Origin of the sequence: Carboxylicivirga taeanensis, from assembly GCF_051851475.1 — a bacterium.
Classification (GTDB): Bacteria; Bacteroidota; Bacteroidia; order Bacteroidales; family Marinilabiliaceae; genus Carboxylicivirga; species Carboxylicivirga taeanensis.
Genome location: NZ_JBPUSJ010000005.1, coordinates 46,828 through 63,897, shown reverse-complemented (window position 1 = coordinate 63,897; position 17,070 = coordinate 46,828). Strand labels below are relative to the sequence as shown.

15 protein-coding genes are annotated in these 17,070 nt (G+C 42.3%); 8 read left to right on the top strand and 7 right to left on the bottom strand.

Annotation, left to right across the window (positions count from 1 at the left end; genetic code table 11):
* Position 1: 1 nt before the first annotated feature.
* Positions 2-1,375: a fasciclin domain-containing protein gene (locus ACSX1H_RS09230; protein WP_439183569.1), complete on the bottom strand. Its 1,374-nt coding sequence runs from the start codon at positions 1,373-1,375 to the stop codon at positions 2-4.
* Positions 1,376-1,617: 242 nt separating this feature from the next.
* Here ACSX1H_RS09230 and ACSX1H_RS09225 point away from each other — a divergent pair, with 242 nt between their 5' ends.
* The 3 genes from ACSX1H_RS09225 (at position 1,618) to nadD (ending at position 3,708) form a co-directional block, all read left to right on the top strand.
* On the top strand, positions 1,618-2,493 hold the full coding sequence (locus ACSX1H_RS09225) for a YicC/YloC family endoribonuclease (protein WP_439183568.1): 876 nt from the start codon (positions 1,618-1,620) through the stop codon (positions 2,491-2,493).
* Between the two features lie 62 nt (positions 2,494-2,555).
* Positions 2,556-3,131, top strand: coding sequence for a guanylate kinase (gmk, locus tag ACSX1H_RS09220; protein ID WP_439183567.1), 576 nt, complete (start codon positions 2,556-2,558; stop codon positions 3,129-3,131).
* Position 3,132: 1 nt separating this feature from the next.
* Positions 3,133-3,708 carry a nicotinate (nicotinamide) nucleotide adenylyltransferase gene (gene nadD, locus ACSX1H_RS09215; protein ID WP_439183566.1) on the top strand — a complete coding sequence of 192 codons (576 nt, stop codon included), beginning with the start codon at positions 3,133-3,135 and terminating at the stop codon, positions 3,706-3,708.
* Positions 3,709-3,763: 55 nt separating this feature from the next.
* On the opposite strand, the gene ACSX1H_RS09210 is transcribed toward nadD, so the two are convergent.
* Positions 3,764-4,825, bottom strand: coding sequence for an endonuclease/exonuclease/phosphatase family protein (locus ACSX1H_RS09210; protein ID WP_439183565.1), 1,062 nt, complete (start codon positions 4,823-4,825; stop codon positions 3,764-3,766).
* A gap of 295 nt (positions 4,826-5,120) precedes the next feature.
* On the opposite strand from ACSX1H_RS09210, the gene ACSX1H_RS09205 reads away from it, so the two are divergent.
* The 4 genes from ACSX1H_RS09205 (at position 5,121) to ACSX1H_RS09190 (ending at position 10,478) form a co-directional block, all read left to right on the top strand.
* On the top strand, positions 5,121-6,314 hold the full coding sequence (locus tag ACSX1H_RS09205) for a saccharopine dehydrogenase family protein (RefSeq protein WP_439183564.1): 1,194 nt from the start codon (positions 5,121-5,123) through the stop codon (positions 6,312-6,314).
* 234 nt (positions 6,315-6,548) lie between these two features.
* Positions 6,549-8,135, top strand: a complete 1,587-nt coding sequence (gene asnB, locus ACSX1H_RS09200) for an asparagine synthase B (protein WP_439183563.1) — start codon at positions 6,549-6,551, stop codon at positions 8,133-8,135.
* A 115-nt stretch (positions 8,136-8,250) separates the two neighbouring features.
* Positions 8,251-9,393, top strand: coding sequence for a carboxynorspermidine decarboxylase (nspC, locus tag ACSX1H_RS09195; RefSeq protein ID WP_439183562.1), 1,143 nt, complete (start codon positions 8,251-8,253; stop codon positions 9,391-9,393).
* A 251-nt stretch (positions 9,394-9,644) separates the two neighbouring features.
* Entirely contained in the window at positions 9,645-10,478 is an 834-nt protein-coding gene (locus ACSX1H_RS09190; RefSeq protein WP_439183561.1) for an SDR family NAD(P)-dependent oxidoreductase, read from the top strand.
* Positions 10,479-10,540: 62 nt separating this feature from the next.
* On the opposite strand, the gene rlmD is transcribed toward ACSX1H_RS09190, so the two are convergent.
* Positions 10,541-11,950, bottom strand: a complete 1,410-nt coding sequence (gene rlmD / locus ACSX1H_RS09185; protein ID WP_439183560.1) for a 23S rRNA (uracil(1939)-C(5))-methyltransferase RlmD — start codon at positions 11,948-11,950, stop codon at positions 10,541-10,543.
* Positions 11,951-12,181: 231 nt separating this feature from the next.
* Here rlmD and queF point away from each other — a divergent pair, with 231 nt between their 5' ends.
* Positions 12,182-12,622, top strand: a complete 441-nt coding sequence (gene queF / locus ACSX1H_RS09180; RefSeq protein ID WP_439183559.1) for a preQ(1) synthase — start codon at positions 12,182-12,184, stop codon at positions 12,620-12,622.
* Between the two features lie 66 nt (positions 12,623-12,688).
* Here queF and ACSX1H_RS09175 read toward each other — a convergent pair whose 3' ends face one another.
* The 4 genes from ACSX1H_RS09175 to rpe all read right to left on the bottom strand — a co-directional run bounded on the left by ACSX1H_RS09175 (position 12,689) and on the right by rpe (position 17,027).
* Complete coding sequence (locus ACSX1H_RS09175) at positions 12,689-12,820, bottom strand: hypothetical protein (protein ID WP_439183558.1); 132 nt, start codon at positions 12,818-12,820, stop codon at positions 12,689-12,691.
* 105 nt (positions 12,821-12,925) lie between these two features.
* Positions 12,926-15,250 carry a DUF8693 domain-containing protein gene (locus tag ACSX1H_RS09170; RefSeq protein WP_439183557.1) on the bottom strand — a complete coding sequence of 775 codons (2,325 nt, stop codon included), beginning with the start codon at positions 15,248-15,250 and terminating at the stop codon, positions 12,926-12,928.
* Positions 15,251-15,382: 132 nt separating this feature from the next.
* On the bottom strand, positions 15,383-16,090 hold the full coding sequence (locus ACSX1H_RS09165; protein ID WP_439183556.1) for a class I SAM-dependent methyltransferase: 708 nt from the start codon (positions 16,088-16,090) through the stop codon (positions 15,383-15,385).
* A 277-nt stretch (positions 16,091-16,367) separates the two neighbouring features.
* Positions 16,368-17,027: a ribulose-phosphate 3-epimerase gene (rpe, locus tag ACSX1H_RS09160; RefSeq protein ID WP_439183555.1), complete on the bottom strand. Its 660-nt coding sequence runs from the start codon at positions 17,025-17,027 to the stop codon at positions 16,368-16,370.
* Positions 17,028-17,070 lie beyond the last annotated feature (43 nt).

The following is a 17,070-nucleotide window of genomic DNA, read 5'->3' as shown; positions in this document are numbered from 1 at the left end:
ATTAAGGAACAATCACCTTATCGATAACGTGAACTATTCCATTCGCTCCCTGAATATCAGCAGCAATAACAGTTATCGCACCATCAATTGTAACGCCACCATTCACTTCAACTGCCAGCGTTTTTGTTTCATTAAGAGTTGGAACGTTACCAGTACTCAAATCGGTAGAGGCCACATTACCACTCACCACATGAGCCAGCAATATTGGTGTCAAATCTTCTTTTGACAAGTCGTCAAGTCCTGAAATACCAAGGTCAGCAAATACCTGTTCAAAAGCGGCATTGGTAGGAGCAAATACTGTGAATGGCCCTTCACCTGAAAGCGCATCAACCAGCTCTGCTTTCACCACCGCCTGTACCAAAGTGCTAAAATTAGTATTATCAATGGCAATATCTACAACACTTGGTGGTAAAATCACCTTATTAATGGCATGAATAATGCCGTTTGTAGCAACTACATCGGTGGCAACCACCTCACTGTCGGTATTCAAAAAGACGCCGCCTTCAGTATCCACTTTTAAACTAATATTGCGCTCAAAAGCTGTACTTAATGTGGGCACATAGCCACTCTCAACCATTGAAGACGAAACAAAGCTTCCTAGTGCGTGATATAAAATAACCGATGACAAAGTTTCTTTGGAGAGGTCATCAAGAGTCACTCCAAATTCTGTAAATAAGTTGTTAAAAGCATCGTTGGTAGGTGCAAAAACGGTATACATAGCCTCATTATCATCTAATGCAGCCACTAATTCGGCCTTTGAAACACCAGCTACCAAAGCTGAGAAATTCGGGTTGGCAACTGCGTGATCAGTAATGGTCATTGGCAACATCACTTTGTCAATAACATGAATAACTCCGTTGTCAGCCTTAATATCGGTAGCTGTAATGGCCGCCCGTCCATTAATAACTTTATCGGTCATATCCACATAAAAAGATAGTCCATAGCCCTCCATGGGCCCATCACTTAATGAATTGTAATAACCAGTTTGAAAAGCGGAGGCCATTTGAGATCCTGAAACAACATGATACATTAAAATATCTGTCAGTACGTCGTTCGGCACATCCTCTAAGCCACTTAGTCCTAATTCATCCAACAAATCGTTAAAAGCGGCATTGGTGGGAGCAAACACTGTAAAACTGTTATCTTCTGATGCTAAATCATCATCCAAACCCACTTTTTTTAGTGCGGCTACCAGGGTGCTGAAATCAGCATTACCAGCTGCAATATCAGTTATCGTCATTGGCACTTCAGGCATCGGCTCATTAGTACCTGAATCATCGTCATCATCATCACAACTTACATTTATAAAAGCTAAGCCTAAAATTAGAAGTAGCATCCAACTGTTTTTTCCGAAATTTTCAATTACTCGTTTCATGTCCTTAATATTTAGATTAATTAATTGGTGATTTAATAGGTAAACCACGTCTGGTATTTTTTGTTTAATCTTTTTATACTTTAATTGAACAATCGAAGAAGTTCTAAATACTACTACCTAATTACCAATATTTTAAACTTCTTATTTAGATTGAAAAAAACGTGCTTGATGCCTTAAACTTTTACTTAGCCAAGTAGTGGAAAAAGATTACCTTTGCGCTTTATATGTAATAATAGAGACTTATGATTCAATCAATGACCGGTTATGGGAAAGCTGTTTGTGAGCTTCCAAACAAAAAAATTAGCATTGAAATTAAATCGCTAAACAGTAAACAACTGGACTTAAACACACGCCTTCCAAACCTATACCGGGAAAAAGAAATTGAGGTGAGAAGCCTGTTAGGCAAACAACTATCACGAGGTAAAATTGACCTTAGTTTCTATGTTGAAGCAGCAACATCTGACAAAATTACAAAAATCAACCAGCAGGTTATCAGCAACTACCACCAGCAACTAAAAGGCATTGCTACAGATTTAGGACTTGATAATTCAACCGACTATCTGAAAGTAATTATGCCCCTGCCCGATACGGTTAAAATTGAATTAGCAGAATTGGATGAAGAAGAATGGAAGGCCATTGCCAAGACGCTTAACCACGCCATTGCCGATATCATTGACTTTAGAAAACGCGAAGGCTCTGCGATGGAGGCCGATATCAGAGAACGCATTGGACTCATTGCGGAGTTACTGAAGGAAGTGCCAAAATACGAAAGTCAGCGCATCGAAAAAATCAAAACACGCATCCGCGAGAATCTGGAAGAGCTGGGACAGAATACCAAAATAGATGAAAACCGCTTCGAGCAGGAAATCATCTTCTACCTCGAAAAATTGGATGTGACAGAAGAAAAGGTGCGTTTAAGCAACCATTTGGATTATTTTCTGGAAACCATTGAAGGAAATGAACCCGTTGGTAAAAAATTGGGCTTCATAACACAGGAAATTGGACGCGAAATAAACACGCTTGGGTCAAAAGCCAATGATGCCGACCTGCAAAAAGTAGTGATCCGGATGAAAGATGAATTGGAAAAAATTAAAGAACAAATCCTTAATATCCTGTAAGACAATACGCATACCAATACTCCTGAAGAAGGATTATCGGCCATAAAAAATCAATCAACAAAATGAATACAAAAGGGAAATTGGTCATTTTTTCAGCCCCGTCAGGAGCCGGAAAAAGCACCATTGTACAAGCTCTGCTTCAAAAAGGTTTTAACCTTGAATTTTCAATTTCAGCCACCAGCCGCCAACCCCGAGGCAATGAACAACATGGTGTAGAGTACTACTTCTTATCCCCCGAAGAATTTAAAAGTAAAATTAACGACGATGCCTTTTTAGAGTGGGAAGAGGTGTATGAAAATACCTTCTACGGAACACTTAAAAGCGAAGTGGACCGCATCTGTTCCAAAGGCAACCATGTGGTATTTGATGTAGATGTTGTGGGCGGCATCAACATCAAAAAGATGTACGGCGACCAGGCCCTGAGCCTGTTTATCCAACCTCCATCGGTTGAGGAGTTGCGTAAGCGTTTGGAAAACAGAGGGACCGACTCGGCTGAAAAAATAGCCATGCGCATTGCCAAGGCAGAAAAAGAATTGGCCTATGCCCCTGATTTTGACAAAGTGATTGTGAATGATAACCTGGAGCAGGCGCTGCAACGCACTGAAGAAGCGCTTAACAACTTCTTAAATAAGAGCTAAAGTGAAAAAAGTCGGTCTGTTTTTCGGTTCATTTAACCCCATTCACATTGGGCATCTGGCATTGGCCAATTACATGCTCGAATTTGAAAACCAGGATGAGGTATGGTTTGTGGTCAGTCCGCAAAACCCATTTAAAGAGACCGATGAGCTGATAAGTGCCCCTATTCGTGTGGAAATGGTGCGCCTGGCCACACAAAAACACGAAAAATACAGGGTCGAAGACATCGAACTAAGCCTGCCCAAACCCTCCTACACCATTGATACCCTGAATGCTTTGAACCGAAAATACCCACAGCATCAGTTCAGCATCATTATGGGAGCCGATAACATTATGCGGTTTAAGCAATGGAAACAGGCGGATAGAATAGCAGGTCATTATCCTGTTTTTGTGTATCCCCGCATTGGCTATCAGGTGAATGAACAGGAACTTCCGCATAAGTGCAAGCTGACACAAGCACCCATTATCGAAATTGCCTCATCAGACATTCGTCAGTGGATAAAAGATGGCAGACAAACACCTTATTTAGTGCCGGAACCGGTTTTTTCATTTATTCAAAACAAGCAGTTGTACCAATAAAAATGGCCGGCTGCTCGTTAGCAACCGACCATTCTTTCATAACTAAAGGTATAAACTAATACTTATTAAATACGATAAAAACCGGAAAGTGATCGCTGTAGCCACCATCGTACCTATCTCCTACATAAGTTCGAAATGGGTAGCCTTTGTACTTCCCTTCCTGAACCCTTAACTGCTCATCTCCATAAACATAAGCCTTCTCCAAACGAAGAGCACCCTGCTCGCCCATCAGGTTCTGAGAAATAATTATCTGATCAAACATGTTCCAAACTCCACGATAGCAAAGTGTGCCCTCACCATTTAGATGCTTGGATGCATAAGGGTTGAATAAATCATTACCTTTCAGCTGCTTGGCATCAACTGCTCTTAGCACCTCCTGCACACTGTAGTCCGACGGGTCGTCATTTAAATCCCCCATCACAATCACATTAGCAGCAACTTCCAAAGCCTGTAAAGAATCTACAATTGAACGGCTCAACTGAGCCGCTGCCTTGCGTGCAGGCCGGCTGCGCTCTTCACCTCCGTAACGAGAGGGCCAGTGATTCACAAGTACATGTACCTTTTCTCCCAGCAGAAACCCGGATACCAACAGTTGATCGCGTGTATAAATTCGATCCTTATCCTCTTGATCATAAATATAAAGAGGCACTGCCTTTACCTGTTCTACTTCGAAGAGTTCCGGGCGATAAATTAAAGCCACATCAATACCTCTTTTATCAGGCGAATCCTGATGCACAATAGAATACCCAAGCTGGCTTAAGTGCTTGTTAGCCGTTAATTCCTCCAGCACCTGCCGGTTTTCCACTTCACATAGTCCCAATATTGCAGGTCCTGGCTGCCCAATTGTATCCCCAAGCAAACTAATAATTGAGGCCATATGGTTCAGCTTGACGGTATATTTTTCGCCATTCCATTGCTTATCGCTTCCGGGCGTAAACTCCTCATCGAATACATCTGGTGCATCAATTGTATCAAATAGGTTTTCGAGATTATAAAAACCAACGACTACCTGCTGACTACCATCAACGCCCTGCCGGGAACCGTTTGAACAAGCCGATAATAACACGGCCAGACCAAAAACATAGAGTGCATTTTTCACAATTAACATATATTTCATCAATTATCGAACGAAAAGTAGTAATTAAACTTCAAACAACATAATATCAATCGTTAATTTTCAGCCATTTAATAATTAGTTCACCAAACACACTTCAACACAAACAGACCTATTGGTCTAGGCAATAAGTAATTAATTAGGCTGGTAATAATCAAAAAAATCTTCTGTAATAAAGATGATATTTATATTGCCTGTTAAGCTTTTTTTTTGTCAATTTGCATAGTGTCCTCAACCTATACGGACATTTAAAGAATGTATTAAAAACAAAACATTACGTTTTTATTAAAATTATCAAATGGGTAAAGTCTTAATCATTGGAGCTGGTGGTGTTGGTACCGTAGTTGCTCATAAAATGGCTTCTCTACCAGAAGTTTTTTCTGAAATCATGCTTGCCAGCCGTACGAAAAGTAAGTGTGATGCTATTGCAGAACGTATTGGAAACAACCGTATCCAAACGGCTCAGGTTGATGCGGATAACGTACCGGAATTAGTTGAATTAATCAATTCATTTAAACCGGATATCGTAGTCAACGTGGCACTCCCCTATCAGGATTTGACGATTATGGATGCGTGCCTGGAAACGAAAACAGCCTATCTGGATACCGCTAACTACGAACCGATTGATGAGGCCAAGTTTGAGTACAAGTGGCAGTGGGCCTACCAGGATCGTTTCAAAGATGCAGGCATTACAGCTATACTGGGCTGCGGATTCGACCCGGGCGTAACGAGTATCTTTACAGCCTATGCGGCTAAGCACCATTTCGACGAAATTCAGTACCTGGATATAGTGGACTGTAACGGCGGTGACCATGGTAAGGCCTTTGCAACCAACTTCAACCCGGAGATTAACATCCGCGAGGTTACCCAAAAAGGTAAATACTGGGAGAATGGCCAATGGATTGAAACAGAACCACACGAAATCCACAAGCCTCTGAACTACCCTAATATTGGCGAGCGCGAATCGTATGTGATTTATCATGAAGAATTGGAGTCACTCACCAAAAATTTCCCTTCGCTTAAACGGGCCCGTTTCTGGATGACTTTTGGACAGGAATACCTGACTCACTTGCGCGTGATTCAAAACATTGGCATGGCAGGTATTGAACCAATCATGTATGAAGGAAAAGAAATTGTTCCTATCCAATTCTTAAAAGCCGTATTGCCCGATCCTGGTGATTTAGGAGAAAACTACACAGGTGAAACATCCATTGGATGTCGTATTCGCGGTTTAAAAGACGGTAAGGAAAAAACATACTACGTCTACAACAACTGCAAGCATCAGGATGCCTACAACGAAACAGGCGCACAAGGTGTAAGCTACACAACCGGCGTACCTGCTACTATTGGCGCCATGATGTATTTACAGGGATTATGGAAAAAACCAGGCGTTTATAACGTTGAAGAATTCAATCCGGATCCATTTATGGAGCAACTCAATAAGTTGGGTCTTCCATGGGTTGAACAGCACGATGTAAACCTGGAACTATAATAAAACAAAAAGCTATTTCAGAAAAGCTGTCCTTTTTAGGGCAGCTTTTTTTTGCCCTAATCAGCCACCTGTCTATCTCATTCAACTCCCTTTCTATTAATATTATATTGAAACTATTATTGTTATTTTGGTTATATTTTGTAATATTTATTTGCTTTTTTATAACTATTCGTTACTTTTGAATTGTAATAACTACCAATTACTCCATTACTAATAAACTAAAATAAGATTGACATGTGTGGATTTGCAGTTTATACCGGAAGCAACAAAATGGACAAACTTCGATTTGCCCGCGAGTTTAAAAAAATCCAATACCGAGGGCCCGACAACTCAATTACCAGAGATTTTGAGGACGCCGGGTGGATGGGATTTCACCGTCTGAGCATAATGGACATTTCGGCAAAGGGCAACCAACCATTGGTTTACAAGCACATTAATCTGGTATGTAATGGAGAAGTATATAATTACCACGCTTTAAAAACCCAATACAAGCCAACATTTGAGTTTTCCTCCAACAGCGACTGTGAAGCCATTATTCCATTGTTTATGAATAAGGGCATTGAAGCTACTGCTAAGGCCCTCGATGCTGAGTTCGCCTTTGTCATTTACGACTCGGTAGCAAAAAAGTATTTTGCAGCTCGCGATCCGATTGGGATCCGTCCGCTTTTTTATGGCTACTCAAAAGATGGTGCCATTTTGTTTGCCAGTGAAATGAAGGCCCTACATCGCTTGTGTGAAGTTGTCAAACCTTTTCCTCCAGGGCATTACTACGATGGCGAAAGCATTAAAATGTACCGGGATATTTCTGAAGTAGAAAAATTCGTTGAGCACGAGCAGGATGAAATTTGCATGAATATCAACCACTACCTCACCAAGGGCATTGAAAAAAGGCTACACGCCGATGTGCCCGTTGGCTTCCTGCTAAGTGGCGGACTGGATTCGAGTCTGGTGTGTGCCGTGGGTGCACGCATGCTCAATAAACCCATACGTACCTTTGCGGTAGGCATTGAAGACGATCCAATTGATACCAAATACGCCCGCATAGTGGCTAATTATCTGGGGGCCGACCATACAGAAGTACTTTTTAAACGTCAGGATATTTTCGACTCATTGAGTCACCTAATCTACTGCATTGAATCCTACGACATTACCACCATCCGTGCATCAATGGGAATGTATTTGGTTTGTAAGTATGTGGCCGAAAACACTGATATTAAGGTATTAATGACCGGTGAAATCAGCGATGAGATTTTTGGCTATAAGTACACCGACTTTGCCCCCTCACCAGCTGCTTTTCAGCAGGAAGCCGAAAAGCGTCTCAAAGAAATTCACATGTACGATGTATTGAGAGCCGACAGAAGCATCTCCTGCAACGGACTGGAAGCAAGGGTTCCCTTTGGCGATCTGGACTTTGTCGAATACGTGATGAGCATTCGTCCGGAGAAAAAAATGAATTTTACAGGAATTGGCAAATACCTGCTGCGTAAAGCATTTGAGATCGACTATCTGCCAAAAGATATTCTTTATCGCGAAAAGGCAGCTTTCTCCGATGCTGTAGGACACAGCGTAGTCGATTACCTAAAAGCATACGCCGATGAGATGTATAGCGATAAAGAATTTACACGTAAGCAAATGCTCTATAAACATGCCACCCCAATTTCTAAGGAAGCCCTGATGTACAGAGAGCTGTTTGAAGAACACTTCCCTGGACGCAGTAAGACAGTGAAAGACTTCTGGATGCCTAACAAAGCTTGGGACAACTGCGATGTGAACGACCCCAGTGCCCGCGTTTTACCTAACTACGGTAAAAGCGGCGAATAAAATATAAGGAGCCATAAAAACAACCGTGAGTGAAAGGTCGGAATCCATTTTGGATTTCGGCCTTTGTAGTAATTCATCGATAGATTCACTATTTTTAGCAAAAAAAATATAAACGATGCCAATTAACTACGCACATATACCATCGCCCTGCTACGTACTTGACGAACAGCTGCTACGCAACAACCTTCAACTGATTAAATCAGTTAAAGATGAGGCGGGTATTGAAATCATTCTGGCCTTTAAAGCCTTTTCCATGTGGAGCGCCTTCCCGATTGTTACCGAGTATATCCCCAAGGCTACTGCCAGCTCCATCCACGAGGCACGACTGGCATTTGAGGAAATGGGCGCCAAAGCTCACACCTATTCACCGGCCTACAAAAAGGAAGACTTTGAGTCATTAATGCGTTACAGCAGCCACATTACTTTTAACTCGCTGTCGCAATTCGAAACCTTTAAAGAGGCATTAAAGCAACACCCAGAGCACGTCTCTGCAGGCATTCGTATCAACCCGCAGTTTAGCGATGTGGAAACAGATTTATACAACCCTTGTGCGCCAGGCTCTCGACTTGGCGTAATTGCCAGCCAGCTCCCCGAATATTTACCCGAAGGCATAGAAGGACTGCATTTTCATACGCTGTGCGAGTCGTCATCCTACGATCTTGAAAACACCCTGAGAGCAGTAGAGGAGCGCTTTGCCAAATACCTGCCGCAGGTAAAATGGATCAATATGGGCGGTGGCCACCTCATGACCCGTAAGGGCTACGACACACAACACCTGGTGAAATTACTTAAGCAGTTTAAAGCAAAATGGAACCTGCAGATTATTCTGGAGCCAGGCAGCGCCTTCGCCTGGGAAACAGGCGATTTAGTAGCTTCGGTGGTAGACATTGTTGAAAATAGCGGGGTTAAAACGGCTATTCTCGATGTATCTTTCACCGCGCACATGCCCGACTGCCTGGAAATGCCTTATCAGCCAAGAGTTAAAAATAGTCAGCAGGGCGCCATCGAAGGCAAACACATTTACCGACTGGGAGGTAACAGTTGCCTGGCAGGCGATTACATGGAGTACTGGTCGTTCGATCAAGAGCTCAAAGCGGGAGATAAGGTGATATTTGAAGACATGATTCATTACACCATGGTGAAAACAACCATGTTTAATGGGGTTCCGCATCCGGCGATAGGAATTTGGAACGATACCACCGGATTAAACATTGTGAAGCAGTTTACTTACGAGGACTACAAAAGTCGCCTGAGCTAAACACCTAATAACAAGGGTGCCAAAACACATTTCTTTCAGACAACACAAGTTTGAGCAACAGAAAATAAGAATTATACAGCAATAAAAACTGTTGTAACATGCACTAAACAGCAGGTTGGCACCCTTAACAATTTTTATCGCTCATCCAAACACCTTATTTTGGATGAAAGAAAAAGATTGAGCCACGAATCTTTAGTCGGCTACAATTTTTAATTAAATTTGCTCCTCGACTCACAAATCCCACACCAACCATGACCGAAACAAAAAACAAATTGGCCATTATTACCGGCCCTACAAGTGGGATTGGGCAGACCTTTGCCTATCGACTTGCGCAACAAGGCTATAACCTCCTTTTAATTGCCAGAAGAGAAGAAAAACTAAAGGAGATTGCCAACTCATTAACCAGCCAATACAGCATCGAAGTCCAATACATCTCGGCTGATTTATCAAATGAGGAGGACATAAAACGAGTTGAACAGCACTTGCACTCCTTAACCAGTGCCGATATCCTTATTAATAATGCAGGTTTTGGCATTGCCGGCTTTTTTATGGAAGCAACCACCGAGGAGCAGGTGCGCATGCTAAATGTCCACCTCACCAGCACCATCCGGTTTAGTAAAGCTGTTTTGCCCGTAATGGTGCGGCAACAAAAAGGCTACATCATAAACTTAGCCTCATTTGCTGCTTTTATGGACCTGCCGGGAAGTGTTATGTATTCAACCACAAAAGCGGCTGTCATTAAATTTTCGCGCACCCTTCAGAATGAAGTGGCTGAATATGGAATAAAGATTCAGGCCTTAAGCCCTGGCTTTACACCAACCGCTTTTCATTCGAGCATCAAACGCAAAGCCGAGTTTGTGAACCGCATTCCTGATTTTTTGTGGACACCCGTTGAACAGGTGGTAGAAGCCTCTTTGGCCAACCTGAATAACAGCCGGGTCATCTGCATACCCGGGCAGGTTAACAACCTGATCTACTGGTTAAATAAATCACCACTACTTTCTAAAATGATACAAAAAGTAGCAAACAAGCGGCAGCGCAAGCAAAACTTATCCGATGCGTTATCGACCACTGAAGGGCGCTAAAAAAAACGCAACAGTGAAAATGCTTATTCACTATTGCGCTTATATTATTCTGAATTAGTATCCTATTTTCTTTCCAACAGCACCACGTTCTCAACATGGTGAGTATGCGGAAACATGTCAACAGGCTGCACTTTTGTGACTTTATAGCGCACATCGAGCAGGTTAATATCGCGAGCCTGTGTGGCCGAATTACAGCTTACATAAACAATTCGATCAGGCGCTGCCGTCAGAATTGTTTGCACCACATCGGCATGCATGCCAGCCCTTGGTGGATCAACAATCATCACATCAGGATGCCCTTGCCTTTTGATAAAATCAAAGTTCAGCACATCTTTCATATCGCCAGCAAAAAAGCTCGTGTTCTCTATCCCGTTAATGGATGAATTCACCTTGGCATCCTCAATGGCCTCAGGCACATATTCAACGCCAATCACCTTTTTGGCCTGACGCGCTACAAAATTGGCAATTGTACCAGTCCCTGTATACAAATCATACACCACCTCATAATCCTTGATATTGGCAAACTCACGGGTTACCTTATATAATTCGTAGGCCTGTTCAGAGTTGGTTTGATAAAAAGATTTGGGGCCAATCTTAAACTTCAAGCCTTCCATCTCCTCAAAAATATGATCACGCCCGCTAAAAAGCACAATCTCCTGATCCGTAATCGTATCGTTCTTTTTTGAATTGATCACATACATCAGAGAAGTAATTTCGGGGAAAGCGCTTTGCAAATGCGCTAACAATGCCTCGCGCTGTGGCTTATCTTCATGGAATAGTGTGAGGATCACCATCAACTCATTGGTCGAACTGGTTCTGATGATTAAGGTACGTAAGAACCCTTCTTGCTTTTTTAAATCGAAAAACGTTAAGCCATGCTCCAGAGCATACGCCTTAATAGCCAAACGAATGGCATTAGAAGGATCTTTTTGCAGATGACACTTATTAATGTCTTCAACCTTATCAAACATGCCCGGAATATGAAACCCCACTCCATTGCGATGCTCAATAGTATCGTCGGAATTAAGTTCTTCGGCCGATAACCAGCGGTTATTGGAAAAAGTAAACTCCAGCTTATTACGGTAAAACTCTGTCTTTTCAGAGCCCAGAATAGGCAAAACCTCAGGTAAATCCACCTTACCAATACGCGACAGGTTGTTGACCACCTCCCGCTCTTTATATTTCAGCTGATGGTCGTAAGGAAGCGCCTGCCATTTACACCCGCCACAAACACCAAAGTGCTCACAAACAGGCTCTTCGCGAATACTGCTGTATTCATGGAAGAAAACAGGAAAGCCTTCGTAATAATTACGACGCTTTTTAGTCACCTGCACATCGACAACATCTCCCGGCACAGTTCGCTGTACAAACACCACCCGGTCTTCTACCCGGCACATGGCTTTACCTTCTGCCGCAACATCTGTTATGGTAACCTTCTTTAATAGAGGTTTACTTTTTCGTGATCGTCCCACTTCTTATCTGTTTTTTCGGCGGCAAAATTAAGGAAAAAAGCGAACAATAACGATTAAAGTACCTGAATTGACAATTCTTAGCCACCAGGCCAATGCCAGAAGCAGCCACCAACGAATAAATACCTTTAGATGAGTAGAATCATGACTTCACCCTCCTTTGGTTCGGTTCATATTGCAGAAATCACTATTTTTGTTGGTTATAAGCAAAACATAAACCGAAATTACATTTAAATGGAACAGAAAGTATTCACTTACAAAGACATTGACGCGTCCATACTGAAGTCTTTACCAAATCCCACTGGTCAAGCCTACGAGATCAAAATCAAGATTCCTGAATTTACCTTCCTGGGCGTTAAGAATCAGCCGGACTTTGCCGATGTATTCATCACTTTTTATCCTAAAAAACGCATCATCGAACTCAAATCGCTCAAGGAGTATGTGCACCACTTGCGCAATATAACCGTTTCGTACGAGCGACTGATTAACGTTTTTTACGATCACCTGATTGAAGCTTATGATCCTGAGCGCATTCGGGTCACCATGATTTGTAACCCACGCGGCGGCATTAGCTCCAAGCTAACGGTTGACTCTGATTGGAAAGTAAGAGGTGGCGATGAAAAATTCAGCGACTGGAAAAACAACCTGGAAGATACCTGGCAGGTAACCATGTAAGCAGTCAATGCCATAAAATACAAAAGGCGACCATTGAGGTCGCCTTTGTTGTTTTATATTTTCTAGCTATTCTAAACCGCTTCCGTCAAATGGATTCTCCTCAAGCGTGGTGGTTGACTTGGCCGCTGGTGCAGAAGCAAAAGGATCACCATCACCATCACCTATATCACCCCAACCATCCGCTGGAGATTGCATCATCAGTGAGATGCTTTTATCAAAAGCATATTCACTAATCACTGGTTTACTATATGGTTTCTTACCTGTATTCATAACAACAATTTCACAAAGAAATAAATTATTCCGCTAAGGAACAAGAATTTTCTTATTCACTACGCCTCTTTTACTCCTAACTTGCACAATGTAAAACCCTGACATTGACAGGTCAAATGACGTTTTACGCTGAAATTCTTTATCTGAATCAACCAACCTACCCGCTGTGTCGTATAACCTCACTGTTGAAACATCATCATTATACATTTCAATATAGACCGTTCTACCCGATGCCCAGATATCAGCCGCCTGCATCTCATTTTCCTCAACTGATGTGGCCAGCGGATTAATAATTCTAATTTGAAAACGATCGCTTACCACTCCTTCTTCTGTACTTGTAAAGGAGTAAGTTCTGTTTCTAAGCAAATCAATACTCGTATTAACTTCCGGATCAAGATCATCCAGATACACCTCAATTCCTTGTTCACTTAGGCCTCTCACCTCCACGCGTTCGATACGATGTTCGCCAGCCGCATTTACTTTAAGTGTCATCGGAATGATTAATTCTCCTTTTACATTGGGCACTCCCTTAATACATACCGTATCGTCCTGGGCAAGAAAACAAGGCTGTGGAGCTGATAGAGCAGAACTAAATCGCTTTGCTGTGTTAATTTTTTCAATGGCTTCTTCAGTTGAAGCAAATGCGAGAATCACTTCGTCTTTATGGGTTGCATCAGCCCCGGCAAGCTTTATATACGGATACTTGGCCTCATTGGCTAATTTTAAATAGGACTGCTCATTCACCGCCTTGCAATCGTCGTTGAGCGTAATACTCCCACTGTTATAGGCATCAGCCGTTCTTACATAAAACCCATGCATTGATGGTATCAAAGATGCGGAGGTAACGTCGCTGATAGGATTTACAAAAAGTCCTGCATCCCCATTATAAGTGGTAAATGCTCCATTTTTATTCTTCCAGAGCCAGAACATGTTTGGCACTTCTGGCGAACGGATGACATTATCCCAATCAATGGAATTTGTAAACGGATTACCGATGAAGCTATATGCACTAACCAATCCCGCTGGTACAGGAATCACTTGAGGAGCCTCATACATTTGACCGGTAAACACCAGGTTCGATGCAGCATCACAACGAATAGCATAGCCTCTTCCACCCTCGAGCGTTGCCCCTGCAGCTTCCCACTTTTTTAAATTGCTTAGATCATTGTTATTCCATTGGAACGCTCGTACATTCGTTCCAATATCGGCAAAACCAGCGTTAGCAACCGGAGAAGAAATATGGTAAGTATTGGTTGAGCTGGCAATATTTTGCGTGATAAATAGTCGATCACTGTTATAAGAAATATCTCCTCGAACCAGCAATGTTGCATTATTAATGGTAGAAGATTTTAGGTAAATATCTTCCTCAACAGTCAGTGTCACACCAGCCGGCACTGTTAATGCTCCACTATACTCTATTATTAGGTCTTTAACCCTAATGTCCGCTGGCAACACTGCTCCGTTAGGCTGTGCATCAACAATCAGTATGGCTTTATCTTCAAAAACCTTTCCTCCCTTCCAATTGGACGCATTGGACCAATCACTATCGGTGCCCCCCTCCCAGCTGCACTGCGGGACAGTTGAAAAACTCCACTCCGCTTTGCCACTAATACCAGGAAATACCACTCCAGTGGTTGCTGACTTAACAAAGTTAGGGTCCATCTTAACGTAGTAGCTCATATTCGGCTTAAGGCTACTTGGCTTTATTGAGAGGGTGTTGCCCGACAAACTCACTTTGTCTTTCTCTTTAATTGTAATAGACTCTACTCCTGCATTAGTCTCAACATCTTCATAAATATAGAAAGTACCCGACATCCCCACCGTATCAAGGGGCTCATTAAATGTCATACTCAAACTGGCATCCAAATCCACATGCGTCGCGCCTTTATCTGGTAAATAGGTCAGTACTTCTGGGGCTAGAATAGCAGCACCAGTTTTAAACACCCAACCAGGAATTTTATAATTACTTAAAGCATCATAACTCACATCATTTACCATAATTGTTCCCGACGGGATGTATACCATATATTCAACACCTTCATTCAATTGAGTAACTGACAAATCAATTGAAAAAACATTACCAACCACTTCCAATCTTCCATCTTTACTATCAGGAGGAAAACCATTACCTCCAGTTGATAATGCTACTGTATGTACCGTTCCATTAGGAGTTGTTGAAACATACACGAAACCACCCTCATTTAAAGTCACAACATCTTCAATGCCAAACGAAATAGTCAAAGTTGGGGTGTTACCATCAATTGTTGCTCCATTAACAGGCGAAAATACCTGCCCTAAAGCATTACTTCCAAAACCACAAAATACCAATAAAAATAATAGCGCGTATAAATATCTCATAGCATATAGTTTTCACAAAACAGTCGAAAGATACTAAAATTCACCTTATTACCTTTTGTACAAAATTGTTAAACACAATTATTAGCAGCAATCTTTGACCAACCGCCTGTTTCCGGCTGTCATTAACCATAATTAATTGACTAGTAATAGTCGTGCCAGGTAGTCATAGTGGTGACCGTCTGCCAGTTTGCTTAATTCAAACCCGTTTTCTTTTGCTTTTTCGGCGAGTAAGGCTGCATCTACAAACAACCATTCAAAGGGTTTTGTTTTATGATTTTTATAGGCCATGGTGTACATAACCTCTCCGTAGTAATGCTCTTCGGGCAACTCACAGTAACTATCCTCATCTACATACAAATAGCGCAGATCAGAGCTATCCAGAATTATCTGTCCGCCCGGAACCAGCAACTCTTTGGCTTTAGCAAAAAACACCGGTAAATGTTCAATCGCAGCAGCCAGTCCGATGCCATTCATCATCAGCAGCAGGGTATCGTATTTTTGCGTGGGTTCGTAGTGGTAAAAATCGGCGTTGATGACCTGCTGCACGCCTCGCTGGCGGGCGACCTGGCAACAGCCCGGTGAGCTATCTAACAAGGTGACATCCACACCTCTTTGCTGAAGAATTAAGCTGTGTGCCCCTACTGCACCACCAACATCCAAAACCTTACCTTTGCAATGCAACAGTGCTTTTTGCTCCAGTGGCGGCAGCTCATCATAGCTTCTAAACAAATAGTCAACCGGGATAACATCGTCTTCAACAATATTGGATTGCACACAGATCTCATGTCCCCTCTTCCCCTTTAGATAATCGAGGGCAGCTTGCCCCATTGGATCATTCATTATTTCTCTCTGGTATTTGTTTACAGGCAACAAAAATAGTGATTCGTCAGGTTACTGCCAATTCCACGACCAGTTAGATGTCCCGGCTTATCAGTTGAGGCAGAACTCTATGAATTACAATCACTTCTCATTTAAATTCTATTCAGCTGGAAGTGAGTACATTGCAACCCAACACACCCTCGACACGGAGCGTAACAGCATCAGCTTTTTTTCGGACAAGTCCACAAAGTCTTACCAATACACTACGAGAATAAAATGTCTTCAACCGGTACTATCTTTACTGGAAGGTCAGATTTTTGAGTCCCGAAATAGTGGATTCAGGGTTGGGCGATTTAAACACATAACTACCGGCCACCAGTACATCAGCCCCTTTTTGAACCAGCTGAGCAGCATTGGAACTATCTACGCCGCCATCCACCTGAATAAGGGCCCGGCTATTCTTTTTAAGCACCAATTCTTTGAGTTGCTCCAGTTTGTGGTAGGTATTTTCGATGAATTTTTGGCCTCCAAAGCCCGGATTAACAGACATCAGCAGCACCAAATCCAGCTCGCTTATAATATCTTCGAGCACCGACACCGGGGTGTGTGGATTAAGCGTCACACCAGCCTTCATCCCTTCAGCATGTACTGTTTGCACCGTGCGATGCAAATGTGTGCTCGCTTCGTAATGCACATTAAACACATCAGCACCAGCCTTTTTGAAAGTCTCGATGTAACGTTCGGGCTGAACAATCATGAGGTGCACATCAAATGGCTTATGAGCCAATGGTTTTAAGGATTCTAAAATAGGAATACCAAACGAAATATTGGGCACAAACACACCATCCATTATATCCAGGTGAAACCAGTCGGCTTCACTTCGGTTAATCATCTCAACATCCTTCTTCAGGTTACTAAAATCGGCCGCCAACAGCGATGGTGCTATTAAATGTTTCATTATAAACGCTTCTCTAAACAAATAAAAATGTGTTGCAAAAATA